The following is a 24,494-nucleotide window of genomic DNA, read 5'->3' as shown; positions in this document are numbered from 1 at the left end:
GGTCAATCCTAAGCACTTTAAAAACTGGTTTACAAGCTGCTGTTACTGTACTTCATAAACCTGGAATCTGCTGTATATCGGGTAAAAAGTCTTGACAAACAACATTAATACTCAATACCTGGTTGAGCTTTAATGCCTTGTTCTCGGAATGGATGCTTAACTAAAGTCATTTCTGTCACCAAGTCTGCCCGTTCGATTAGCGCTGGCGGGGCGCCTCTGCCTGTTAAAATAATGTGGGTTTCTTCTGGCTTTTGTTCTAACCCGGAAAGCACTTGCTCGACTTGCAAATAACCTAGTTTTAATGCTATATTGACTTCATCTAGAAGAACTAATTTAAATTCGGGATTGCAGATAAAAGTTAGGGATTTTTCCCAGGCTTTTTGAGCTGTCGCGATATCTTGATCGCGGTCTTGCGTGTCCCAGGTAAAGCCTTCTCCCATCGCGTGGAATTCTAGCTGTTTTTCCCAGAGTTGAAAAACGGCTTTCTCTGCGGGTTCCCAAGCTCCTTTGATAAATTGTACTATAGCGACGCGGTATCCGTGGCCGAGCGATCGCACAACCATTCCCAAAGCGGCTGTAGTTTTGCCTTTGCCGCTACCGGTATTGACTATAATTAAACCTTTTTCTTTTGAGGAGTTAGCGATTCGCTGCGCCTGTACTTCTTGGCGGCGCTGCATTTTCTGTTTGTGTTGTTCCGCTGTTAAGCCAGTGGTTGCAGTAGTTTCTGTATTGGTTTCCATTAGATTTTTTTAACCGCAGATGAACGCAAATAAACGCTGATAGATGCTAGATGTCTAGTTATTGCCACAGTGTTTTCAAGTTTAGCACGAAACCGGGCAAAACATCTTCTCCTGAAAGTTCTGTTGGACATTCCAAAACTTCTATTTCTTGTCCTTGGCGATAGATTTCGACTCGGCGGGTTTTGCTGTTGATTAACCAGCCTAGTTTTACTTGGTTATTCATGTATTCTTGCATTTTGTCTTGAGTATCTTTTAAACTGTCGGTTGGCGACATTAACTCTAAGACAAAATCCGGGGCAATGGGAGGAAATTTTTGTTTTTGTTCGGGAGTGAGTGCATCCCATCTTGATTTTTCAATCCAAGAGACATCGGGAGAACGGTTGGCACCGCTTGGCAGTTTGAAGCAAGTTGAAGAATCGAAACAAATTCCCAGTTTAGTTTGTCGGTTCCAAATTCCAAAATCAGTAGCTATTTCAAAATTGTAATTTCCGGTTTCTCCTCCTGTGGGTGGCATGACGATTATTTCTCCTTTGGCGTTGCGTTCAAATTTGACATCGGGGTTTTCGCGGCACAGTTGATAAAATTGGTCGTCGGTTATTTGGGCGATCGAGTTGAAGTTGATGGTAACTGCTATCATGGTATTTTATCAGGATGCGTTGGGACTTTTAAGCCAGATAATGTATATGAAGGCGGATAAATGCTGAGCGATGCAGATGCTGTAAATATTATTGATGGAGGACTGAGGATTTGAGTTGTAGGTTTGGGGAGGCACTTGTGATATGATTATATCATCTACTTATAACTAGCTCTCAATATTTTTATAAAAAACTTTGTTCAGGAAACACTTACAGACATACCAATAATAAAATGCAATGTTAATTTCGCTAAACAGTTTAGGTACTCCCTCTAGTAAACTGGATAATATTTTGTTTTTTAAATGCAGGGCATCTACGCCGATCGCAAAAAACAACAAGCCCAAACCCGCTAACAATATTTGGTAGGGAGTTAACTGTAGTTCTCGCCTAAAAAACCATCCGTAAGATGACAAAATAACGGCGTATAAAAGACTTACTCCTAGCTTAGGAATTCCTATGGCTATCATATATATATGAATTCGGTAAGTTTGATTCAGTAGAAATCCACCTGTTAAAAGAGCGGAAAATAAAATAAATCTATTTTCATTAGGACATGGTTGAATAGTTTTAGCTAATCCATAGGTGAAAGTACAAACAACGACTGGTACAGAACATAAAATTTGGAAAGTACGAGTTAACAAGGCGACATTAGGATGGGGAGAAAAATAAGGCTGAAAGAATAAGTCGCTGACTTTTAATCCTGAAAGTTGAGTAAAAAATATCAGTAGCGCCACCAATAATAAAGATAAACAATTTAGTCTGACAACAAAGCGCGAAAGAGTCATAAGCAATTAATACCAAAAATTAGGTCTACTGCCCAAATCCAAAAAAATTATATCACCAATATCTCTGGATATTTTGCTAAACTTAATCATGAGTGTTATCAAAACAAGGAGACTGTCATGCTGTCAGTGAAAGAAGCAGAATCGATCATTCTAAATTTGGCGCAACCCCTCGACAGTCAGGGGGATGTAGAAACTGTAGACTTACTGGCAGCATCGGGGCGCATTTTGGCTGCTGCCGTCACTGGTTCCCTGGATTTTCCTTATTGGGATAATTCAGCAATGGATGGGTACGCGGTGCGGTTTGCGGATGTGGAAAACTGTAGCGCCGAAAAACCAGTGGTACTCGAAGTAGTAGAAGAGATTCCAGCCGGATATCAGCCTCAAAATACCGTCCAATCGGGGCAAGCGGCGCGAATTTTTACGGGTGGGGTGGTGCCTGCCGGTGCTGATACGGTGGTAATGCAGGAAGAAACAAGGCGTGAGGGCGATCGTATTTTTATCTTAGTTTCTCCTGAAAAACCGCAAGCATTTGTCAGGCACAAAGGCGCTTTTTATCAAGCAGGAAAAACTTTGCTAACTCCCGGTACAGTTATCAATGCCCCAGAAATGGCGGTGTTAGCAACTGCCCAGTGCATTCAAGTTCCCGTTTATCGGCGGCTGCGGGTGGCAATTTTTTCTACTGGTGACGAATTGGTATCGCCAGACGAACCTTTGGCACCGGGGAAACTGGTAGACTCGAATCAGTATGCTTTGACAGTTTTGTTGGCGCAAATGGGATTTGAACCGATTCGATTGGGCATTGTTCCTGATAATGAAGATGCGTTAAATAAGGCGATATCCCGGGCTGTTGCGACGGCGGATGTGGTACTTTCTACGGGGGGCGTCTCGGTAGGAGACTACGATTATATTGAGAAAATATTGGGGGATTTGGGAGGAAAAATTCACATTAGTTCTGTGGCGATTAAGCCGGGAAAACCTTTAACGGTTGCTGCGTTTAAACGAGGTGAAAAGAATGATGATTCGCCGAGTTTGAGTTCGGATTGTCTCTATTTTGGTTTGCCAGGAAATCCGGTTTCGGCTTTAGTCTGCTGTTGGCGCTTTGTTGTGCCTGCTTTGAAAAAGATGTCTGGGCTTGCCCTGGATGCTTGGGGGCCGGAGTTTCTCAAAGCTAGGTGTAATGCTGAATTGCGATCGCCTGGGCAGCGCGAAACTTATGTTTGGGGTAAACTACATTTAGTTGCCGGAGTCTGGGAATTTGAACCTGCTAGCGGCAGCCAAAATTCAGCGAATTTAATTAACCTCGCCAATACGAGTGGTTTAGCAGTTTTGCCACCAGGGGATACCTGGATTGTACCGGGCGAATTCGTGGAGGTTTTAAAAGTTAGTCATTAGTCAGTTGACAGTAGTCACTTGGCAGTAGTTAGTTGGCAGCCAACAGTCAACAGTCAGCCGGAAAAATTACCAATTGCCAATTAATTATGAGAATTTTAATTGTTGAAGATGACCCGATGATGCAACTGGGATTAGAGCAAGTTTTAGCCGATTCCCCAGAAATAGAAATAGTAGGACAAGCAGAAGACGGCTATTTAGGCGTAGCAGCCGCACTGAAACTCAAACCTGATATTATTGTAATGGATATCGGTTTGCCGCGGCTCGACGGCATAGCAGCGACGCAGCAAATTAAAGCACAACTGCCCGAAGTTCGAGTCGTAATGTTAACTTCTCACACGGCAGAAACTGAAATTATTGCTGCCCTTTCTAGTGGTGCTGATGCTTATTGTATTAAAGGTGCTTCTGTAGACAGGCTGTTAGCAGCGATCGCAGCCGCAGCAGAGGGCGCTACATATCTTGATCCTCAAATTGCCCGGACTGTCATCGAACACCTCAAACCCCCGATACCTGCCTCTACAACTACTTTTGGTCAGTTGTCGCAGCGGGAATTGGAGGTGTTAAGATTAATGGTGGAAGGTAACAGCAATCCCGAAATTGCAGCGGCGCTTTACTTGAGTCCAAATACTATTAAAACTCATGTTCGCGGTATTATGAATAAGTTGGCAGTGGATGACCGCGTGCAAGCAGCAGTTGTAGCGCTGAGAACTGGATTGGTGTAAAGAAGTCAGTAGTCAGTAGTCATTAGTCAGTAGTCATTAGTCAGTAGTTATTTGTTGTTTGCTACCAAGGCTTTTCTGCGAAGATGCTTTTTTGCCCAATGCCCAATTGCCAATTGTCAATTGTCAATTGCCAATTCCTAATTCCCAATTCCTAATTCCCAAAAAGTTTATGTCTAAATGGATAGAAATCGGTAAAATTGTAGCAGCTCAAGGTTTGGACGGGGAAGTGCGAGTCTATCCCGATTCGGATTTCCCGGAAAGGTTTATCGAACCGGGGAAGCGGTGGATTTTGCGCCCTAACAAAAGTGAACCGGAACCGATCGAGTTTTTGGGCGGTCGCTACATTCCGGGCAAAGGGCTGTATGCTGTAGAGGTAGAGGGTGTGGAAGACCGCGATAGTGCTGAGGCGCTGCGGGGCTGTAAGTTGTTTGTTGAAAAGACCGATCGACCTTACCTCGAATCTGATGAGTTTTACGTCCAAGATTTGATCGGTATGGAAGTTTTTAACCAGTTAACCGGGGAAATTTTAGGCAAGGTAAGTGATATTATTCCCGCAGGTAACGACCTTTTAGAAGTAGAAACGAATCTAACCGCGCCGGAAACTGTCGCCGCAGAATTAGAAAAGCCAAAACAGCGTGAAACTCCCCAAGCCAACGCTGACCCCAGAAATACCCGCAAACCACGGAAAATTCGCGTTAAAGAGCCTAAATCCACAAAAATCTTGATTCCTTTTGTGGAAGAGATTGTGCCAGTTGTTGACTTAGAACAAGGCCGAATTGAAATTGTGCCTCCTCCTGGTTTGTTGGAATAATATCATGTCCGGTCGCTCGACCGGATCTGATATTAGTTATTAACAATTCCCACTTCTCAATTCCCGATATTAATCTTTTCCTTTATTTGTAGACCGCACTATCAAGTAACTGATGGAAAGCGCGAAAATTGCTGTCGCCAAACCAATCAAGTCGGCTGCGGTTTTCTTTTCCAGGTCAAGAATGATGATTTTTCGAGATACTGCTATCAAAGAAGTTACAATAACTAGCTCTACTTGAATTACGTGCTTTTTCAGATAAGCTGTAATATTTTCTAAGATTTCCAGAGCAATTAAAACATTTAAAAATAACCCAAATATGACAAACAACGTGTCTTTTAACAAATTATCAGTGTGGTTTACCAATTCTTTTGCTAAAAAAATCAGCAAATCGCAAACGCTGAGGAGAATTACCCAAATCATCGCCAGTGATAAAATTTTCGATATTACTACTTCTACACTTTCTGTAAAATGCAGAAAATTTTCATCACTGCTTGACTTGGAAATTTGCCTAAATATTTTTTTCAGCATAAAAGTGATTTAGTCTTAATTCTTAATTAATAATTTTGTCATTGTTCGGTACACTTTGCAAGCGCAAAACTCTGTGATTGCCTGGTTTTACGGCATCACCCGGGTACTTGGGAAAAGGCGGCTCTCTTTGCCGGTTATATCTTATAGTTTTTCGTGTCAGCTAGGAATCGATCGCGCGCGATGAACTCCTACTTAATAAATTTTTGCCATAAAAAAACCTCAAACTATTGTCTAGCAATATTTTGAGGCTTTTAAGGCGCGGTGCGACGACTGAACTAACTATCTATTCTCAACAGAGAATGATTGTTGACTCCCAGTTTGCTCCGACGCGCTATAGAAGATAGCTAAAAATTTAGCTCGGGTGGTTTAGTAGCGACGAGAATTGCCACCGCGATCGTTGTTACCCCAGTTACCGCTGTTAGAAGAACCACGTTCTTCGCGGGGTTTTGCCTTATTGACCTTGAGGTCGCGACCCATCCACTCAGCACCGTCAAGAGCCTCAATGGCTGCGGCTTCTTCGGCTTCAGTAGACATTTCTACAAAAGCGAAACCCCGCATCCGACCTGTTTCCCGGTCAGCAGGCAACTGAACGCGCTTTACTGTTCCGTACTCTCCAAAAGTTTGGTTGAGGTGTTCCTGCGTTACTTCGTAGGATAAATTGCCGACATAGATTGACATTGAACATTCTCCAGAATCAGAGGGTGTAGAGATTTAAATCCGGAGGAACGCCGATCGAACGAACTGCACTGCCGAAAATAAAGCCTTGTAAAACGATTATAGCACCTTGAGGTGCAAACGGCAATTGTCTGACTCGATTAATTAAAAAGAAAGCATAAGCCTTTGGCCATAAGGCATTCAGCCGAAGCAAAAACTCCCAATCAAGAAGGAAAAACTTAGAATAAATAAATTTAATTTTCCTTATTCCCGGGCTCTGCCGGGGAAACGCAGTTTTTAGGCTGCGTAATGGCATAACGATTTTAGGTTTTAGATCTGGGATTTGGGATTTAAGATTTATGTGTAGGGTATGTCCGAGTTCAAAATTGCTCGATCGAGAGAGGTTGTTACCCCAAAAAACGGATACAAGCCCCGGACTCCTGTCGGGAAGAGTGCAAAATTTTCGACTCTTGTTCAATATCCCAGATTCATCTGTGGAGTAAAGATTCAATCGTTCGACTGAGCGTGATTGACTGAGTGCTCGCCGAACGTCAACCAAGTTCCTCTCGTTTCCCTGTCTATCCCCCGCGGCTTCCCGCTCGTTCTTCGGTGATTTGTAACATCCCGTAGTTGGACGGCAGCTCAAGAAGTGACGGCGAGGGTGGATTTTGCCCAATTAAATTCCTCAACTTCTGCGGCAGTTTCTGCCCCAACCAGCACCAACTGCACCGCACAAGCTTTTAACTCAGGCTGTTTGGAATCTGGACAGCTTGCAGAATGAGTCATGGCATTGGCTTCAGCACCTTCGGCCCACAGAGAACCCCAGTGCATGGGTACAAATAGCGTACCTGGGGCGATCGCCTTTGTGACTTTTGCTGGAAACTGCGCCTTGCCGCGGCGCGATCGAACTTCCAGCAAATCCCCCTCCTTAATCTGCAATTTGGCCGCATCACGCGGATGAATTTCCAAAAACGGATCGGGGTGCAATTGATTAATTTTTTCTGTTCTACCCGTCCGCGTCATCGTGTGCCAGTGTCCGTAAACTCTGCCTGTCGTCAACACAAACGGATAATTCGGATCGGGAGGTTCTGCCAGTCCCCGCGAATGATAGGCCGAAAATCTCGCCCGCGCGTCCGGAGTGTGAAAACGCCTGTCTGTATACAGCCGTTTCGCTTCGTTCGCTGGATGCACAGGCTCGTTTTCCCGGCAAGGCCACTGCTGGGGGCCTTGTTGGCGGATGTATTCGTGGCTCAGACCGGTCATGTCGCAAGGCTGGCCCCGCGTCAACTGCGCGTACTCTTGAAAAACCTCCGCACTGTTCTCGAAAGCAAAGTGTTGGGCAAAACCCAACCGGCGGCCGACTTCAGCGAAAATGCTCCAGTCGTCGCGGGCTTCCCCGGAGGGAGTGTCGAAACCGGGACAAAAGGTAACGCGGCGTTCGGAATTCGTCATTACTCCGGTTTTTTCGCTCCACTGCGTTGCCGGCAGCAGGATGTGAGCGTAGGCGGAGGTTTCAGTGGGATAGTAAGCTTCTTGATAAATAGTAAAGGGCGATCGCAGCAAAGCGGCTTTAGTGCGTTCCAAATCCGGCATACTCACCACCGGATTAGTAGCTGCAATCCACAGCAACTCGACTTCGCCAGTTTCCAAACCGGTAATCATCTCCCAAGCTGTGCGGCCTGGATTCGGGGAAATGCTTCCCGGTGCGATTCCCCAAAACTCCTCGACTTGGGTTCTGTGTTCAGCATTTTTCACAAATCGGTAGCCTGGGAGCAAGTGAGACAGTCCTCCGGCTTCCCGCCCTCCCATCGCATTTGGCTGGCCGGTGAGGGAAAACGGGCCGCATCCCGGTTTGCCGATTTGACCTGTCATTAAGTGCAAATTAATCAGCGATCGCACCTTTGCCGTGCCTTCCGACGACTGATTCATTCCCATCGACCACAGCGACAAAACCCGCTGCGACTGTTCCCAGTAGTTTGCCGCCGTTTCTAACTCGCTGACAGTAATGCCGCAGCGCGAGGCTACAAACTCCGGCGTGTAGCTGCTAATAACCTCAGCAAAAGCTGAAAAATTCGCCGTGCATTCTTCAATAAACTCAGCATCTATTGCTTGCCTGCGTAACAGCAAATATGCAATTCCATTAAGCAAATCTATATCCGTACCCGGTTTAATTGCTAAGTGCAAATCCGCCGCTTCCGCAGTCGGAGTCCGCCTTGGATCTACCACAATCATCTTGACATGGGGATGCTTTTTGTGGTACTTAGCTAATCGATTGAATACAATCGGATGGCATTCCGCTGTATTGCTACCAATAATAAAAGCGCAATCTGTTAATTCTAAATCGTCGTAACAGCAAGGCGGCCCGTCCGAGCCAAAGCTTTGAACGTATCCAGAGACTGCTGAAGACATACACAAGCGAGAATTAGCATCAAAATTATTAGTACCCAGACAACCTTTCATTAGTTTCTGGGCAATATAATAATCTTCTGTTGCGAATTGACCCGACCCGTAAACGCACAAAGCATCGGGGCCGCTGGTGCTGCGAATTGTTTGGATGCGGTTAACAATTGCATCGAAAGCTTCGTCCCAGCTAGCGCGGCGGAACGGTTGGTCGAGAGTATCTCGCATCATCGGATACAGTAGCCGATCGCTCCGAATGGACTCTGCTACGGTTGCTCCCTTAATACAAACCATGCCTTGACTCGATGGGTGATTGCGATCGCCCCGCACTTTCCAACTTTGTTTTTTGTCGGGAACAACTTCTAGACCGCAACCTACACCGCAGTATGGGCAAAGAGTTTTTATAGTTTCCATCTGGTGATTTTAGATGCTAATTTTTGAAAGCTAATGGGTAATTCGTAATTTGTCATTATAGTCGGAACTGAGGGCTCCTGCAAATAACGTGTCAATCATTACTAACTTACCGCATATATGCTTCACAGAAACGGACAATACCCTGATTTAGAATTACCCGCTATCTTACTAAAAATCTGGCTCGCTCTCGCTTGTAGTCAGCTTCTGACTGCTGCTAAATCTTACTCCAACAGAGGAAATTTCAACCTAACTCTTGTCACCCCCAAGAATGGGGGATAGGAGGAATTTTTGCCGAGTTCAAACAGCGCGCAGGTACTACTTTTGACCTGGTTGTTAATACCAATTCGAGATTTAGTGCGGAAGTATTATGTCGCCTACTTCTCTGTTTTAACTTCTAATACGCCACCGTTGGTGGGGCTAAAAGTTACTTGGAACTCAGCAGTTTTTTCAGAGCCTGCTGCGGCATCTGCAGGAGTTTGCAAAACCGGCAGAGGAGTTTCTTTGACGAAATCTTTAGCTGCTTTATTTGTGGGATCGAACTGTAGGATCTCCCCGTTTTGTTTTACTTTGACCCGATAAGTCAAGCTTTCGGTAAATGTCGGAGTTGTTCTCCATTTTTGGTCGATTTGTGCATACAACTGCTTTCCGATCGCATCGAGTTCGGCTTTGTCAGAAATCACTGATGTGGCAGTGGTGGCAGCAATGGGTGCAGGACTTGCAGCAGCAGCGAGGGGTGCAGGGCTACCAGTCGGTGCGATCGAACTTGCTGCGATTTGCGGGCTGGGGGGAGAACTCACAATCGCCCCGGCAGTCGGCGCCTGTGGTGCAGTTTCTGCTAGTTTCGCTTGCTTTAGCTGGCTGGAAACAACAGACATATTGACCGCAGCTAAAGTAAACATTGCTACGAACCACGAGGCTGCCAGGATGCCGCGTTTGATCGACGAGGCTTCTGAGGGTTCGGCAGCGTGAGACACAAAAGGTGCAGGTGCAAGAGGCCTGTCAGCAACCGCAGGCTTTTTGCTAGCAGGTAATGGCATCGGTAGCGCGACGGCTTCTGTCTCCGAGTCCGTTTCTTCACCTTCTTCGTGGTGGGCGTAGCGAGAAAACAGGAACTCCAAAGCAAAGTTGCGAAGTTCGTAGTATTTCGGGTCTTCCATAATCCGTGCCCGGTTGCGGGGACGGCTGAACGGAACGTGCATATCTTCGCCGATGGAAGCTGCAGGCCCGTTGGTCATCATCACGATGCGATCGGCCAAAAACAAAGCCTCATCAATATCGTGAGTAATCATAATGACGGTAATTTTTTCCTTCCGCCAAATTTTCAGCAATTCTTCCTGCAACTCTTCCCGGGTAATCGGGTCTAGAGCTCCGAAAGGTTCGTCCAAAATCAACAGTTTGGGACGAGTTGCCAGAGCTCTGGCGATCGCCACCCGCTGTTTCATCCCCCCGGACAATTGGCCCGGTCTTTTGTTACAAGCTTCGGTCAGCCCCACTAATTCCAAGTGTTCCTTGACGATCGTATTGTGTTCGTCTGCGGACTTTTCCGGGTAAACATTTTCAACGCCGAGGTGAATGTTTTCAGTAGCAGTCAGCCACGGTAGCAGGGAGTAGTTTTGAAACACCACCATGCGATCGGGCCCTGGTTCAGTAATCTGCGAACCTTCCAGGGCTACTTCTCCGTTTGTGGGCCCGTTGAATCCCGCAATCATATTCAGCAAAGTTGATTTGCCGCAGCCAGAGTGACCGATCAAACAAATAAATTCGCCTTCATTAATAGTCAGGTTTACACCGTCGAGAACCACGTAAGGGCCTTTAGGAGTTTCGTAGACTTTCGATACGTCTTTAATCGTAAGAAAGTCTTGCTTGGGCGTTTGAAGTTTGGTTTTTTGGGGAGTTTTTAGAGTTTGCATATTTTCAGGATTTGGATTTTGGGTTGAGGAATTAGACATGACAACTTTGGATTGAGAATTTGAAATTAGGGACTTAGGAAGCGGGAAATGTGGAGTCTTGTTTCCTGATTTCTTGCTCCTCATTCCCTCTTCCTATTTGCTGGTTATGCTGGCAGTTTGATGGAACACTGACTGCCTATTTGTTCAATTAAGATTTCTTCAATGCGGACGGCACGTTTGATTTTGACATTGTGAAGATAGTCGATCGGGTCGTCGAGATTAAACACAGTGCCGTCAAATAGCTCGATCGTCCGGCGATCTCTGGCAATATCCGGCAAGCCCAATTCACGCACTGCTTGACCGAAAACATCAGGCCGCAAAACTCGATCGACCACTTCCACCCAGTTTTTCGGGAACGGGATCAGTCCCCAGCGAGCCATCTGCGCCATCACCCACACCATTTCTAGGCGGTCTGGAAAATTGGTTTTGTCAACAGAGAACTGGTTGAAATTGTAGAGCATTTCTGGTTCTGCCTCCGTACCAGAGTTGTACGGATCGATGAACCCTGGACGGATGTCTTTCGGATCGGCGCCAATGTATTGTTCTTGGCTAATCAATGCTAGGACTTCTTCGCGGTTGCGCCGGTCATCGCAGTATTCGCAGGCTTCCAAAAGCGCTTTGACGAGGGCGAGGTGGGTTTGAGGATATTTCTGAGCCCAATCTTCACTAACACCGAGAACTTTTTCGATGTGTCCGGGCAGAATATCGAGGGAACGGGCCATAACAAAACCCGTACCACTGTTGACTGCGTGGGAGTTCCAGGGGTCGCCTGAGCAGTAACCGTCAATGTTTCCTGCTTTTAAATTCGATACCATCTGCGGGGGCGGAATCACGGTCAAGCCCACGTCGAGGTCCGGGTCGATGCCGCCGGCGGCCAGCCAGTAGCGGAACAGCAGATTGTGCATGGAGGCAGAGTGTACCATGCCCAAGGTGTGAACTTTATCGGGAGTCTTGGCGATCGCAGCTTTGAAATCCTCTAATGTCCGAATGCCTTGTCTGTAGAGGTCTTTGTTGAAAACAATCGAATTGCCGTTGCGAGAGAGCGTCATAGCGCTACAGACGGGTACAGGGGCTTCACCGTCGAGGCCCAACAGCATCCCGATCGGCATTCCTGCGACCATTTGCGCTGCGTCCAGCCGTCCTTCGGCGACTCCTTTGGCGATCGCTTTCCAGCTAGGTTCGCGGCTGAGAGTAACTTCTTCCAAGCCGTGGGCTTTGAAAAATCCTTTTTCTTTAGCTACTACTAAGGGGGCGCAGTCGGTGAGGGGAATAAAGCCGATGTCCAGGTTGATTTTTTCCAAACCGTTGCGGGCGATCACAGGCGGTTGTTGTTTGGCCCGGCGCTGTTTGACCCGCTTTTGCTGGTTGAGGAAGTAAACCATTTCGTTACGCAGCGCGTAGTAACTCGGATGGTTGACAACTTCCATGCGCTTGCGGGGGCGGGGAATGTTCACTTCGAGGATTTGCCCGATTTGCGCTTCCGGGCCGTTGGTGAGCATCACAATGCGATCGCTCAGTAATAAAGCTTCGTCCACGTCGTGAGTTACCATCACGCTGGTGACTTTACTTTCTTCGCAAATTTTCATCAACTGGTCTTGCAAACCGCCGCGAGTTAAGGCATCGAGGGCGCCGAAGGGTTCGTCTAGCAGCAGCAATTTCGGGCGAATCGCCAGGGCGCGGGCGATCGCAACTCTTTGTTTCATCCCCCCAGAAATTTCGCCTGGGCGTTTGTCGGCGGCGTGTCCGAGTCCCACTAATTTAATGTGGTGTTCGATCACCAACTCGCGATCTTCTTGAGAGTTGCCGCTGTAAATTTCATTTACTGCTAGGGCGATATTTTCGCGTACCGTCAGCCAAGGTAGCAGCGAGTAATTTTGAAACACCACCATTCTGTCCGGGCCTGGATCGCGGACTTCGCGTCCTTCTAAAGTAATCCCGCCCTGACTAGCTTTGTCAAGACCGGCGATGATATTTAGCAACGTAGATTTGCCGCAGCCAGAGTGCCCAATTAAGGTGATGAATTCTCCTTTTTTAATTTTCAGTTCGATATTTTTAAGAGCGATGTATTGCTCTCCATTGGGCAAGTTAAATACGCGGTCAACGTGGTCTACTTCAACAAATACTGACATGGTAATTTTAGGTTAGTTTGTAATTTGTATGATGCTGATTATTAATTGGGCATTGGGCATTGGGCATTGGGCATTAATTTACAACTCATTTCTACCAGTTTGTAGTTGGCAACCATTCCCCGTTCCCCATTCGCCATGCCCGATGCCCGATGCCCGATGCCCGATGCCCGATGCCCAAATTCTATTTCTGTTCTTCTGGAACAACTTTGGACGCGATGAAACCAACGATTCTGTCTAAAATTAAACCGACGATTCCTACATAAAGCACTGCTAGAATCACGGCGCTGAGTCTAGAACTGTTGTAAGCGTCCCAGATGAAGAAGCCGATGCCGACGCCGCCGACTAACATTTCCGCAGCTACGATCGCCAGCCAAGACAAACCGATGCCAATTCTCAAGCCAGTGAAGATGTAAGGAACAGAAGAGGGAAGCAGGATTTTCCAGAAGTATTTTTGGTTAGGGAGGCGCAAGACGCGGGCGACGTTTCTGTAGTCTTGGGGTATTTGTTGAACCCCTACTGTGGTGTTAATTAGAATCGGCCAAATTGCTGTAATTAAGATTACGAAAAGTGCTGAAACTTCGTTAGCTTTCATCCCCAGACCTTCAAAGGGATTGAACTGTTGAAATACAGCCAGGGCGATCGGCAGCCAAGCCAGGGGCGGGATAGTTCTGAATACTTGAAACAGCGGGTCTAAAGCATCGAACATTAGGGAGTTTGTACCGATCAGGATGCCTAAACTGATGCCGAGAACTGCTGCCAAAGTAAAGCCGATCGCCACCCGCTGCAAGCTAGCAAAAATTTGCCAGAACAAGCCTTTGTCTGTACCGCCGTTGTCGAAGAACGGATTGATAATCAGATTCCAGGTTTCTTGGACAGCTTTGATTGGCCCTGGCAAGCTGGAGTCGGGACTATTGCAGAGGATTTGCCAGATTATCAGCAGAACTGTAATTGCTACCAGCGGGCGGATGATTTTTCGGCGGTTTTTTTGAACATGATCCAGAACGAAATTTACTGGATTTTTGCTTTTAGTAACAGCGAGGTTTGTTGCCATTTTTCTTTTTGCAGTATTGTGAATAATCGATTATTTTTAGATACTTTGAACAGAGTTCAACTGGTTTATTTGGTGGAACGCACCCTGCGTTTCACTCTGTTCAACACCGTCACTTTTAGGTATTTGTCAAGTGTCAACAGTCAACAGTCAACACTCAACCAACTAATTATGCTTTTTTGATTGCCAGACTCTTCAGATATTCTTCTGGTTTTTCTGGGTCAAACTTCACGCCGTCAAAGAAGGTTTCGACACCGCGAGAAGTAGTAGTAGGAATTTGGGCGGCGGGGACGCCAAGTGTTGTCGCTGCTGCTTTCCAAATATCTTCCCGGTTAACTTTATTAACGGTTGCTTTGATGTCGGTAGTTGCTGGGATATAACCCCAGCGAATATTTTCAGCTAAGAACCAAGCATCGTGACTTTTGTAGGGATACGAAGCATTATCGGCCCAGAATTTCATCGCCACAGGGCTGGCAGCTTCAATGCGGCCGGTACCGTAGTCAATTTGACCTTTAGAGCGACCGATAATATCTGCTACTGGAACTTTTAACCACTTATCTTGAGAGATAATTTGGCACATCTCATCGTGATTTTCTGCCTTGTCGCACCACTGCTGGGCTTCCAGTACGGCCATTGTAATTGCTTTTGCAGCTTTGGGGTTTTTGTCAACCCAATCTCCTCTTAAACCTAAAGCTTTTTCAGGATGATCTTTCCACATTTCTCCAGTTATTAAGGCGGTGTATCCTACCTTTTGAGTAACGAGCTGAGCATTCCAAGGTTCGCCTACGCAAAAGGCTTCCATGCTGCCAGATTTCATGTTCGCTACCATTTGGGGCGGCGGTATGGGAATCACGGAAACATCTGTATCTGGATTAATACCGCCGGCTGCTAGCCAGTAGCGTATCCACAAGTCGTGGGTGCCGCCGGGAAAGGTCATAGCAATAGGAACGTTTTGATTTGCAAAAGCTGCTTTCAGAGGTGCGCTGTCTGTACCTACTTTTAAATCTAGGTATTTTTTGCTGAGGGAAATTGCCTGACCGTTAGTATTTAACCGGGCGACAATGTACATCGGCACTGGCTGATTGCCTTTGGTAATAGTGCCTAATGTCATGTGGTAAGGCATCGGAGATAAGATGTGGGCTCCGTCAATGCCACCTTTGTCGGAACCGAGTTCTAAGTTGTCGCGAGTAACTGGCCAAGATGCTTGTTTGGTAACTTGTACGTCTTTCATGCCGTACTTGGCAAATAACCCTTTTTCTTGGGCGATGATTAAGGGTGCTGCGTCGGTGAGGGCGATGAATCCGAGTTTGGCTGCGGTAACTTCTGGGGCGTCGGCAGGGTTGATGTTGACTGCTGGGGCAGCGCTGGGTGATGCGCCACCGGCTGCGGGGGTTGCACCTCCGTTAGATGTGGTCGAACCGGAACTGCAACCGTGGGCTAGGAGGGTGCCGGCTGCTGTTGCTCCGGCGGTGATGATGAATTTTCTTCTAGAAAGGTTGCTCATTTGTCTTGAATTGTTGTTGTACTTTGAGATGGTGGAAATGTGAGATGTGAGATTGATTCGCGACCTTTGCATCGCACCTCACTTTATTAGATTAGGCGTCGATCGACACTTTGCCGATCGCCCGCGCGCTGCAAGTTAAAATGAACCCTGGTTCTAAATCTGCCGCCGCGTCTGGTTTGCTGTCGTAGACTGTTTCGCCTTCTAGGAGTTTTTGCTGGCAAGTGCCACAGCTTCCCGACCGGCAATTGCTGTCAAGTTCGACTCCTGCCCGTTCGGCAACATCGAGAATGAACTCATCTTCGCTGCAAGCAACTTCTTTGCCCGATCGAGCGAAAATAACAGTAGATGTCTGACGTTTGGCTGCCGAGACTGCTGTTTCGCCCTCCTCAACCGTCAATTGCAGTTGCCGGTTCAGCACAGCTACATCCCCTGTAATCTGTTTGGGAACTGCGCCAAACTGCTCGACTAACAGTTGATGCAGCAGCGGTTTGAGGTCTTCGCAAGGAATGCCTTTTTGGACGCAAGCACCCAAATGAGCGTCTTTGCCAACTGTGCCTCCCATGTAAATGTCTACACCTTCGAGGGTTTTGCCGTTCTTGCGAACTTTTGTTCCCATCAAACCAATGTCTGCTACCTGGGGTTGACCGCAGGAATTGGGGCAACCCGTCCAGTGAATTCTGACAGGTTTGGGAACTGACAGTTCGGCTTCGAGTTCCTCAATCATTGCCACGGAGCGGCTTTTGGTTTCGATGAGGGCGAAGTTGCAAAACTTGGCGCCGGTACAGGAAACCAAGGCTCGCGTCAGCGGTGCGGGGTCGATGGAAAAACGCTGCAACAGCGGTTCTTTGACCAGCGATTCAATCCGCGAGTCGGGAACGTTGGGAATAATCACGTTTTCTTCCACAGTCAGCCTGAGCTCGCCGCTGCCGTAAACCTCGGCGATTCTGGCCAAATCGAACAAATCCGATGCCTGCAGCCGTCCGACGGGAACGTGCAGCCCTACATAGTTGAGCCCTGATTGTTTTTGGGGGTAGATGCCGATGTGGTCGCGTTTGTCCCAGGTGATTTCATCTTTGAGCGCGGCGGCGGGCAAAGTGCGACCTAATTCTTGTTCGACTTCGGCTCGGAATTGTTCGATTCCGAGTTCGTCAATCAGCCACATCAGTCGCGATTTTTGGCGGTTTGCTCTCGGGCCTTGATCGCGAAACACAGTTAAAATTGCTTTGCACAAATCTACAACGTCGCTAGGACTTGCCCATGCGTTGAGAGGAATTGCAGCTTCGCAGCGTTTGGCGGAGAAGAAACCGCCGACTAAAACGTTAAAGCCGATGTTGCCGTCTTTGTAAGCGGGTACGAAGGCGATGTCGTTGATTTCTGCGTGGACTGAGTTGTCGCGGCAGCCTGCGATCGCAATATTAAACTTTCTCGGCAAATTTGAAAACGCGGGGTTGCCTTCGCCGCTGTTCGTAATCATGTCTTGGACTTGGTTCGCCAGTTCCCGCGTATCTATCAGTTCGTCGGCGTCCAAGCCCGCGACTGGGGAACCCGTGATGTTGCGTACATTGTCCATGCCAGACTGGATGCTGGTCATGCCCGCTTCTTTGAGGCGGCGGAAGATGTCGGGTACGTCTTCGATGCGAATTCCGCGCAATTGCAGGTTTTGTCTGGTGGTGATGTCGGCGCTGCCGTCGTCGCCGTAGCGTTGGACGATTTCTGCTAGGGTTCTGGTTTGATTGCTAGTAATGATGCCGTTGGGCAAGCGCAGCCGCATCATGAATTTGCCGGGAGTTACTGGCCGAAAGAAGATGCCGAGCCATTTGAGGCGGTGCTCGCGATCGATTTCGTCCATTGCTTCCCAGCCGATGGCGGCGAAGTGGTCGAGTTCGGCTGTTAATGCTAAGCCATCTTTTTCGGCTTTGAGTTTTTCAAACTTGTTCAGGCTCGCTTGGGCTTTGGGTTCTACTGTTTGGGTCATCGGTTTACCCTCGCTGCTGACTTGTGTGGGGAGGTATTGACTTGGAGCATAAAGTGTGTGTTTCCTGCTAACCTTAGTGACTGTATGGATTTAAAACTGTATATTTAGTTACTAGATGGAATTTCTTTTAAGCATGGTTGGTCTTCTGTAAACTTGAGTTTGACTGGGTACTGGCTCGAACGTCGCCAAACTATTTATGGTTATAGTTGCTACCTACCGATGATTCGGTTGATCGCTGCGTTTCGATGCACCTTTGTTATGAGCTAATGTAAAGCCCACGATTGTAAATATTCGTAGCTATTTTTACAAAATATTGAGTTTTATGAATATTTCGCATAGGGCCGATGCGTTTTATACATGGGAAATGGGTAAAGACACCCCCAAAACCGAAAAATCTCTCTAAATCTTTAGATTTAGGAGGGGAGAGGGGGAAATTGGAATATCTAAAATTAATGTTGTGAGTGCGATCGCAGACTTAGAAAGAGATCGTCACAACATTAGAGGGGTCGCTGTCACACAGTTTGCCTCAAAACATCACATTGTGTGCTATGCCAGCGTCACTCTTGATTTTCCAAGAAAGAGAGATGATATAAGCATCGAATTCAGGGAATGTCTCATGTTTTTAGTTCAACTTCTCCCCGGCGCTATTTCCGAAATGCTTGCTTCTGTTACGGATACGGGTTGTTTGACTTTAGCCGATCGCTACGGCTTGATGGCTGCTGTTTTGGATGACTCTCTCGACGATGAATACAGACATTCGATCAACCGCCTGCTGCGTTCTGTGCTCAAGGGAAGAGTTAAGATAGTCAACGAACTGTCGGCGATATATTAACAGCATTTAAAAATTTGATGGATTTATGCAGCGCTGCAAGTGTAGAAACCACCGACGGAGTTAGAAGGAACCCACCATGCCTGCGGATGTAGGGCAGAAAGTTAATTGGGTGTTCTAAAAACGTGCGATCGTTCTTGCCGTATGATTTTTTTTGATTATCCAATTCTCGCTTTGGGCGGCACTTACAGAAAAAGTGCTGATTCATGAGAGCCTGTTGGGTTGAACGCTGATAGTAAAATTAATAAAATTGTTGTGCGCGATCGGCATTTGAGGAGTTTGAGGAATGAAGTCATCCCAAGCAACGTAATTATAATTATTAGACATTTCCAGAAAAGCCTGTCTTGAACAGGCAGGATGCCTGTTCCACAATAATTATTGGAGAGGTCTATTGAACAGGGCTGGAAATGAAAGACAATGTATGAAAATTATTAATCAAACAATCCAAATATTAACAGAAGCAGGCATCGGCATCTACAACATCACGCCCACTTTTGTCAAAATTCATTTGTAATTGATAAAAAATCAATTAAGTCGAGCGGCAGGAAAAAACAATAACATTTTGTAGGGGCCGGTATAGCCTGGATATTGACTTGCAGACAGTTTATGGCTGGACTCAACCGCCTAAACCCGGTAGTTGGTTTATTTGCACCTCTACAAGACTTATGCAGCCATACTTTATACTGTGCCTGCATAAATCCTGTATTTAGTTACTGCCATTGGTGAGTTTTTTTAACCAATATAGTTGATATAATGCGATCGCCCGACCAAATTTTTAGCAATATTTTAATATATTCAGGCGAAATATATGATTGACTGAAAATTAAAAACAGTCGAGCGAGCAGACTTGACAATTTAACAATAATTCCCAGGGAGCATTTTATGAAATCCATTGCTAAAAACAGCATCCACTGGACTTACTCAGTGGCTATTTTCTGTGCCCTTTTCGCACTACAGCAACAAAAAGCTACAGCAGCAACGCTATCTAACGGATGGAACTATGCGATCGATTCCTTCAACGACGGCGTGACAGGGCCCCAAATCGGCGGCGGGGAATTTGAATTTTACGGCATCGCCATCAAAGAAACATCAGATACAGCTTTCATCGCCATCAATTCTAATCTAAGTTTAGCAGGATATGCCGACCCACTAGCTCAAAGAGGCAACATCAACTACGGCGATTTATTCTTCAATTTTTCCGGTCAAAACTTCAATACAGCTAACGCAAACGGCAGCTTGTTTGGTATCCGCTTTGCCGCCGGAAATGACTCCGGCGTGGCGACAACAGGCGTTTACACAAATGTTACAGCGAAAAACGTCACCCAAACTAACTCTGGCTTTAGCAATTTAAATCAATTCAATACGGTAGTGGCATCTCAAGGCGGAACCCCATCAATGGGCGATTTAGCTGCCACAGACCCCTATTTTCTACAAACAGGAAACTCGACGATTCTCAACTCAATAGCTACGGGTACAAAAGTAGGAGAAATTATTTTTTTAACGCCAGCAACTTTGAGCGCCCTCGGTCTTGATTTCGCTCAGTTTAATGCAGTAGGTTCTCAAACAATTGGATTCAGTTTCAATAAATCCTCAATGCCTTCGGGGAACTATATTGCTAACTTTTTTGCCGAGTGCGCTAACGATGCGATCGCTATTCAAGGCTCATTTGAACAAGGTTCTGCTGAACCAGTACCAGAACCTGCTACTATCTTCGGTACTTTAGTAGGATTTGGGATTCTAGGTATTGGTGCAGCGAAACGCAAAATTCAGCACAAGATTAGCTGAAATGGATTTTAGATCGATCCCCGTAGGGACACGGCATTGCCGTGTCCTGCACTTCATAAACTGCAATCTGCTGTATCTACTATTCCTCTAAGCTAGATTGAAATTGGCAGCATTAATCACGCTGGCAGACACCCCATTCAGAGAAGCTAAAATCTGACCACTTGCTGACAAACGGATGAAAGTTGCACTGTTTTCTTGAGTAATTGACAGTTGGGAGAAAGTGAGATTGTTGGCCAGTATTAGCAAATCTTTGCCATCCTCAAAATCCAAGATAGTATCGATGCCAGAATTGGTGGAAAGCAAGAATCGATCGTTGCCAGCACCTCCTGACAAAATATCACTTCCCAAACCGCCAGTCAGCAAATCATCACCGTTACCACCCAGTAGAAGATCGGTGCCATCACCGCCATTCAAACTGTCATCACCGCGGCCCGCAAACAAAACATCATCACCGCTACCTCCCAGCAATGTATCGTTACCATTGCCACCATAAAGAGTGTCATTCCCAAGGCATCCGTCTAGCAGATCGTTATTTTGATTTCCGCTTAAGAAATCATTGCCATCACCTCCGCAGATACTATCATCTCCGAAGTTACCGTAAAGACTATCCTCACCTTCGTTGCCAAAGATAATATCATTTCCCTTACCCCCAAATCCGATATCATTTCCTTGATCGCCGTCGATAAAATCAGCACCTAAATTGCCAAAAAGTAAGTCGTTGTCTTCCTGACCATTTATCGAATCGTTGCCGCGATCGCCGAAAATGAGATCTTCACCTTCACCGCCAAAAATGATATCATTGTGTTTGCCACCAAACACGAGATCGTCTCCCCGATCGCCGCTAACAAAATCATTTTGTTTGTTGCCGTAAAAAGTATCGTTGTTTTCGCCCCCGTATAAGTTGTCATTGCCGAAACCCGCATCGAATATGTTCGGGTTTGAACTGCCGTAAAAAGCATCATTGTCTGGAGTACCAAACTGGATTTCACCGCTGCCATTGCTGGTGATAGTATTTTCAAATTCATTGGGTACATCCAAATTTGGATACTCAATAGTATTGCAAATGCAATCAGTTTCAGTTGAAGTTGGTGTCGGCGTTTCCAATGGCGTTGGCGTCGGAGTTGCCGATGGTGTCGGCGTTGGTGAAGTCGGAGTTTCCGATGGTGTCGGCGTTGGAGTTTCCGATGGTGTCGGCGTTGGAGTTTCCGATGGTGTCGGCGTTGGAGTTTCCGATGGTGTCGGAGTTTCCGATGGCGTCGGAGTTTCCGATGGCGTCGGAGTTTCCGATGGCGTCGGAGTTTCCGATGGCGTTGGCGCTGGCGTCGGCGGTGTTGGCGCTGGCGTCGGTGTTGGCGTCGGCGGTGTTGGCGTTGGTGTTGGCGCTGGTGTCGGTGTCGGTGTCGGTGGTTCTGGTGTCGGTGTCGGTGGTTCTGGTGTCGGCGTTGGTGTCGGTGTCGGTGGTTCTGGTGTCGGTGTCGGTGGTTCTGGTGTCGGCGTTGGTGTCGGTGTCGGTGGTTCTGGTGTCGGTGTCGGTGGTTCTGGTGTCGGCGTTGGTGGTTCTGGTGTCGGTGTCGGTGGTTCTGGTGTCGGCGTTGGTGGTTCCGGTGTCGGCGTTGGTGTCGGTGTCGGTGGTTCTGGTGTCGGCGTTGGCGTCGGCGTCGGTGCAGTGTAGTTAATAATAGTTGTGGTAGCGGTATCAGCGGTAATTATTGGTGTTACCGCTGCGACGCCTGTGGGATCGGACAGGGTGACGGTAATAGTTTCATCGGGTTCAACGATGGTGTCGCCCAACACATCCAGAGTGATGGTTTTTGATGTTTCACTCGTCGCAAAATTAATCGTGCCAGTAGCAGTTTTTGCCCCAGAAGTGCCACCGATATTGTTATAATCGCTCCCGTTGGTAGCAGTTCCTCCTATTGCATATTTGACGCTACTTGCCCCGTTAGTGACGTTGCTGCGAGTAACAGTGAAAGTTAGAGGTTTTTTGCCGCTATTGCCTTCGTCAATGCTGGCAGTATCGGCGGTAATGGCATAAGCAACAGAAACCCGATCGGAAATAGTTAGAGTTGTTTTTTTTGTGAAGCCCGCAATCCCACCAGCAATTGTACCCAAGTTGAAAATTACAGTTTCGGGGTTTTCAGAGAGATTGTCAGGCTTGATAGTAACTGCAATATTCTTGGTGAGTTCGTCACCTGTTGCACCTGCGGGGAAGGTAATCGAAGTAGGGGAAAAGGTGTAGTCTAAATTTTCGGTGGCAGTGCTACTGGAGTCGAGGACAATTGGCACAACTACATCGTTTAAGGGAGTGCCACCGGTGATGTTGACGGGAATATTAACTACTGTGTCTGTTGTTCCTTCCACGCTGCTGTAAGTGGCCGCACCGAAATTAACTGTATTCGATGTATTCAGCAGAACAGAGACATTTTGATCGAAAGCCGTAGCTATATCCAACTTGCCGTCAGCATTAAAATCTCTCGCAAGCATATAAGCATATGCGAAAGAATTCGGGATCGTAAAGTTGCTGAGAGTACCAAATTTACCCGTACCATCTCCTAACAAAACTGAAAGGTAGGTACTAAAGTAGTTAGACGTGGCTAAATCGAGTTTGCCGTCGGCATTAAAATCCCCTGCAACCACAGATTGGGGAAATCCTCCAGTAGTTGCGACATTAAAGTTGTTAGCAGTATCAAAATTACCCGTACCATCTCCCAAGAAGACTGAGACAGATTTATCGGTGCTGTTATTAGTGGCGATATCGAGTTTGCTGTCACCATTAAAGTCGCCTGTGACGACGGTTCGCTGAGTCCCGCCGGTGCTGCCATTGTTAGTGGGGGAGCTAAGGTTAACGGGGGAGTTAAAGTTGCCTTTACCATCTCCTAAGAAAACGGAGATGTTATTAGTCTTTTCATTGTTAGACGTGACTAAATCGAGTTTGCCGTCGCCGTTAAAGTCGGCTGTGGCAACAGTAAACTTTGGTGTTTGTGTACTAATATTAACGGAAGTGCCAAAGCTACCAGTACCGTCTCCAAAAAGTATTGAAATGAAGTTATCAAAAATGGAGTAAGGAGTTGTGGCTAAATCTAACTTGCCATCTCCATTAAAGTCACCGGTTACGATCGACTTATGATCTATCCCTTGACCGAAATTGGTAGGATCGCCAAAACTGCCAGTACCCGTCCCCAGTCGGATCGAAACGAAATTGCCGTTATTGGAAAAACCGAAATTCGTTGTAGCTAAATCGAGTTTGCCATCTCCATTAAAGTCGCCCACTGCAACGCCATTGGGATTCTCTTTACCTGGCTTAAATAAGCTGATAGGAGTACCAAAGCTGCCCGTAGTACCCGTCCCCAACAATATGGCAAGATCTTTTGGGAAGTTGTTTTCCCCCATTGGCACTACTAAGTCGAGGAAACCGTCACCATTAAAATCGCCCGTACCAATGTCAGAAATCCTTCCTTGGCCCGAACTATAGTTTCTGGCTTCACTTAAGGTTGCAAGGACGTGGTTGTATGCTGCTAGAACTTCGGGCCGAAATGCTAAAGGTGCTGCTATTTTTCCGGTTGTGACTTCTAGTTCCCAGTCGCCACCTTTTGCTGCACTGCCGGTGAGGTTTTTGGAGGCGGCAACGTTGGTATTTGTGAGTTGGGCGATGCGCTGGATGAAAGCGAAACCGTCTATTTTGTGTTTACGATCGATCGCATATTGATTATCGATCGCGCGTCGATCGTCTATGGCGTATTCTCGATCTATTACGGCGTTTTCACGATCGATCGCGTATTCATCATCGATCGCCAGTCGATCGTTTATCGCGTACTCATCGGTTCCGCCGGGGGTTGAAACCCCCGTCTCATAGCGAAAGTCCTCTGAAGAGGACTGTTTATTGAGGTTGTTTCCAGTCGGTTTCAACCGACTTTCGCTTTGAGACAGGGGTTTCAACCCCTGGCGGACTTTCGGACTAGCGTGAGAATCTGATGCGACATTGCAACCGTAAATCAGAATGTCCGCACCCATAGTTAAGGCACTCCGCCATTGCTGCAATTTCTCGGAATAAGTTTCCAGATTGTCAGAACACAGTCTGGTTGTGCCCAGTTGCAAGCTGCCCGGAGCCCCGTGAGAAACTATGTGAATGCTGTCAATATTGGTACGAAGAGCTAAAATTTGAGTAATTTGGTCGATCGCATCCCGGTTCCCATCCAA

At 46.9% G+C, this 24,494-nt stretch carries 18 protein-coding genes and 1 pseudogene; 5 read left to right on the top strand and 14 right to left on the bottom strand.

Annotated elements, in window-relative coordinates:
* Positions 1 to 104: 104 nt before the first annotated feature.
* The 3 genes from cobO to QUA07_RS27455 all read right to left on the bottom strand — a co-directional run bounded on the left by cobO (position 105) and on the right by QUA07_RS27455 (position 2,160).
* Positions 105 to 740 carry a cob(I)yrinic acid a,c-diamide adenosyltransferase gene (cobO, locus tag QUA07_RS27465; protein WP_333331705.1) on the bottom strand — a complete coding sequence of 212 codons (636 nt, stop codon included), beginning with the start codon at positions 738 to 740 and terminating at the stop codon, positions 105 to 107.
* A 58-nt stretch (positions 741 to 798) separates the two neighbouring features.
* Positions 799 to 1,377 carry a Uma2 family endonuclease gene (locus QUA07_RS27460; RefSeq protein ID WP_333331702.1) on the bottom strand — a complete coding sequence of 193 codons (579 nt, stop codon included), beginning with the start codon at positions 1,375 to 1,377 and terminating at the stop codon, positions 799 to 801.
* 165 nt (positions 1,378 to 1,542) lie between these two features.
* A complete protein-coding gene (locus tag QUA07_RS27455) occupies positions 1,543 to 2,160 on the bottom strand; it encodes a hypothetical protein (RefSeq protein ID WP_333331699.1) in 618 nt (205 codons plus the stop codon).
* A 117-nt stretch (positions 2,161 to 2,277) separates the two neighbouring features.
* Here QUA07_RS27455 and QUA07_RS27450 point away from each other — a divergent pair, with 117 nt between their 5' ends.
* The 3 genes from QUA07_RS27450 to rimM all read left to right on the top strand — a co-directional run bounded on the left by QUA07_RS27450 (position 2,278) and on the right by rimM (position 5,082).
* Positions 2,278 to 3,552, top strand: a complete 1,275-nt coding sequence (locus QUA07_RS27450; RefSeq protein WP_333331697.1) for a molybdopterin-binding protein — start codon at positions 2,278 to 2,280, stop codon at positions 3,550 to 3,552.
* Between the two features lie 86 nt (positions 3,553 to 3,638).
* On the top strand, positions 3,639 to 4,271 hold the full coding sequence (locus QUA07_RS27445) for a response regulator transcription factor (RefSeq protein ID WP_332995821.1): 633 nt from the start codon (positions 3,639 to 3,641) through the stop codon (positions 4,269 to 4,271).
* Between the two features lie 169 nt (positions 4,272 to 4,440).
* Positions 4,441 to 5,082 (top strand): ribosome maturation factor RimM, encoded by a 642-nt coding sequence (rimM, locus tag QUA07_RS27440; protein WP_333331711.1) that lies wholly within the window; start codon positions 4,441 to 4,443, stop codon positions 5,080 to 5,082.
* 69 nt (positions 5,083 to 5,151) lie between these two features.
* Here rimM and QUA07_RS27435 read toward each other — a convergent pair whose 3' ends face one another.
* The 9 genes and pseudogenes from QUA07_RS27435 to QUA07_RS27395 all read right to left on the bottom strand — a co-directional run.
* A complete protein-coding gene (locus QUA07_RS27435) occupies positions 5,152 to 5,610 on the bottom strand; it encodes a phosphate-starvation-inducible PsiE family protein (RefSeq protein ID WP_333083854.1) in 459 nt (152 codons plus the stop codon).
* Between the two features lie 366 nt (positions 5,611 to 5,976).
* Positions 5,977 to 6,288, bottom strand: a complete 312-nt coding sequence (locus QUA07_RS27430; RefSeq protein WP_332948676.1) for an RNA recognition motif domain-containing protein — start codon at positions 6,286 to 6,288, stop codon at positions 5,977 to 5,979.
* A 618-nt stretch (positions 6,289 to 6,906) separates the two neighbouring features.
* Positions 6,907 to 9,078: a nitrate reductase gene (locus QUA07_RS27425; RefSeq protein WP_333331692.1), complete on the bottom strand. Its 2,172-nt coding sequence runs from the start codon at positions 9,076 to 9,078 to the stop codon at positions 6,907 to 6,909.
* 374 nt (positions 9,079 to 9,452) lie between these two features.
* Positions 9,453 to 11,027: a nitrate ABC transporter ATP-binding protein gene (locus QUA07_RS27420; protein ID WP_333331689.1), complete on the bottom strand. Its 1,575-nt coding sequence runs from the start codon at positions 11,025 to 11,027 to the stop codon at positions 9,453 to 9,455.
* Between the two features lie 104 nt (positions 11,028 to 11,131).
* A complete protein-coding gene (locus QUA07_RS27415) occupies positions 11,132 to 13,156 on the bottom strand; it encodes a nitrate ABC transporter ATP-binding protein (protein WP_333331686.1) in 2,025 nt (674 codons plus the stop codon).
* 181 nt (positions 13,157 to 13,337) lie between these two features.
* Positions 13,338 to 14,207, bottom strand: a complete 870-nt coding sequence (ntrB, locus tag QUA07_RS27410) for a nitrate ABC transporter permease (RefSeq protein ID WP_333331683.1) — start codon at positions 14,205 to 14,207, stop codon at positions 13,338 to 13,340.
* Positions 14,208 to 14,373: 166 nt separating this feature from the next.
* On the bottom strand, positions 14,374 to 15,708 hold the full coding sequence (locus tag QUA07_RS27405) for a CmpA/NrtA family ABC transporter substrate-binding protein (RefSeq protein WP_333331680.1): 1,335 nt from the start codon (positions 15,706 to 15,708) through the stop codon (positions 14,374 to 14,376).
* Between the two features lie 91 nt (positions 15,709 to 15,799).
* On the bottom strand, positions 15,800 to 16,126 hold the full coding sequence (locus tag QUA07_RS27400; protein WP_333331708.1) for a 2Fe-2S iron-sulfur cluster-binding protein: 327 nt from the start codon (positions 16,124 to 16,126) through the stop codon (positions 15,800 to 15,802).
* A gap of 18 nt (positions 16,127 to 16,144) precedes the next feature.
* Positions 16,145 to 17,683 (bottom strand): annotated as a pseudogene (locus QUA07_RS27395) (ferredoxin--nitrite reductase); the annotation flags it as partial.
* Between the two features lie 616 nt (positions 17,684 to 18,299).
* On the opposite strand from QUA07_RS27395, the gene QUA07_RS27390 reads away from it, so the two are divergent.
* Positions 18,300 to 18,515: a hypothetical protein gene (locus QUA07_RS27390; protein ID WP_333083847.1), complete on the top strand. Its 216-nt coding sequence runs from the start codon at positions 18,300 to 18,302 to the stop codon at positions 18,513 to 18,515.
* A 201-nt stretch (positions 18,516 to 18,716) separates the two neighbouring features.
* On the opposite strand, the gene QUA07_RS27385 is transcribed toward QUA07_RS27390, so the two are convergent.
* Positions 18,717 to 18,839: a hypothetical protein gene (locus QUA07_RS27385; protein ID WP_333331677.1), complete on the bottom strand. Its 123-nt coding sequence runs from the start codon at positions 18,837 to 18,839 to the stop codon at positions 18,717 to 18,719.
* A gap of 555 nt (positions 18,840 to 19,394) precedes the next feature.
* Between QUA07_RS27385 and QUA07_RS27380 the strand changes: the two genes are divergently transcribed.
* Positions 19,395 to 20,297 carry a PEP-CTERM sorting domain-containing protein gene (locus tag QUA07_RS27380; protein ID WP_333331674.1) on the top strand — a complete coding sequence of 301 codons (903 nt, stop codon included), beginning with the start codon at positions 19,395 to 19,397 and terminating at the stop codon, positions 20,295 to 20,297.
* 87 nt (positions 20,298 to 20,384) lie between these two features.
* Here the strand turns inward: QUA07_RS27380 and QUA07_RS27375 are convergent.
* Positions 20,385 to 24,494 (bottom strand): DUF4347 domain-containing protein (locus tag QUA07_RS27375; RefSeq protein ID WP_333331670.1); only part of this gene is annotated, 4,110 nt, incomplete at its 5' end.

The sequence above is a fragment of the Microcoleus sp. T3_A4 genome (genome assembly GCF_036700465.1).
Lineage (GTDB): Bacteria > Cyanobacteriota > Cyanobacteriia > Cyanobacteriales > Microcoleaceae > Microcoleus.
The sequence above is the reverse complement of the archived record's forward strand: the minus strand, read 5'-3'. Positions and strand labels throughout refer to the sequence as shown.

Coding starts and splice junctions, on each gene's coding strand:
- QUA07_RS27380 (WP_333331674.1), top strand. CDS start 19,395: ATGAAATCCATTGCTAAAAACAGCATCCACTGGACTTACTCAGTGGCT.
- rimM (WP_333331711.1), top strand. CDS start 4,441: ATGTCTAAATGGATAGAAATCGGTAAAATTGTAGCAGCTCAAGGTTTG.
- QUA07_RS27460 (WP_333331702.1), bottom strand. CDS start 1,377: ATGATAGCAGTTACCATCAACTTCAACTCGATCGCCCAAATAACCGAC.
- cobO (WP_333331705.1), bottom strand. CDS start 740: ATGGAAACCAATACAGAAACTACTGCAACCACTGGCTTAACAGCGGAA.
- QUA07_RS27415 (WP_333331686.1), bottom strand. CDS start 13,156: ATGTCAGTATTTGTTGAAGTAGACCACGTTGACCGCGTATTTAACTTG.
- QUA07_RS27435 (WP_333083854.1), bottom strand. CDS start 5,610: ATGCTGAAAAAAATATTTAGGCAAATTTCCAAGTCAAGCAGTGATGAA.
- QUA07_RS27425 (WP_333331692.1), bottom strand. CDS start 9,078: ATGGAAACTATAAAAACTCTTTGCCCATACTGCGGTGTAGGTTGCGGT.
- QUA07_RS27450 (WP_333331697.1), top strand. CDS start 2,278: ATGCTGTCAGTGAAAGAAGCAGAATCGATCATTCTAAATTTGGCGCAA.
- QUA07_RS27405 (WP_333331680.1), bottom strand. CDS start 15,708: ATGAGCAACCTTTCTAGAAGAAAATTCATCATCACCGCCGGAGCAACA.
- QUA07_RS27390 (WP_333083847.1), top strand. CDS start 18,300: ATGTTTTTAGTTCAACTTCTCCCCGGCGCTATTTCCGAAATGCTTGCT.
- QUA07_RS27455 (WP_333331699.1), bottom strand. CDS start 2,160: ATGACTCTTTCGCGCTTTGTTGTCAGACTAAATTGTTTATCTTTATTA.
- QUA07_RS27430 (WP_332948676.1), bottom strand. CDS start 6,288: ATGTCAATCTATGTCGGCAATTTATCCTACGAAGTAACGCAGGAACAC.
- QUA07_RS27445 (WP_332995821.1), top strand. CDS start 3,639: ATGAGAATTTTAATTGTTGAAGATGACCCGATGATGCAACTGGGATTA.
- QUA07_RS27385 (WP_333331677.1), bottom strand. CDS start 18,839: ATGTCTAATAATTATAATTACGTTGCTTGGGATGACTTCATTCCTCAA.
- QUA07_RS27420 (WP_333331689.1), bottom strand. CDS start 11,027: ATGTCTAATTCCTCAACCCAAAATCCAAATCCTGAAAATATGCAAACT.
- ntrB (WP_333331683.1), bottom strand. CDS start 14,207: ATGGCAACAAACCTCGCTGTTACTAAAAGCAAAAATCCAGTAAATTTC.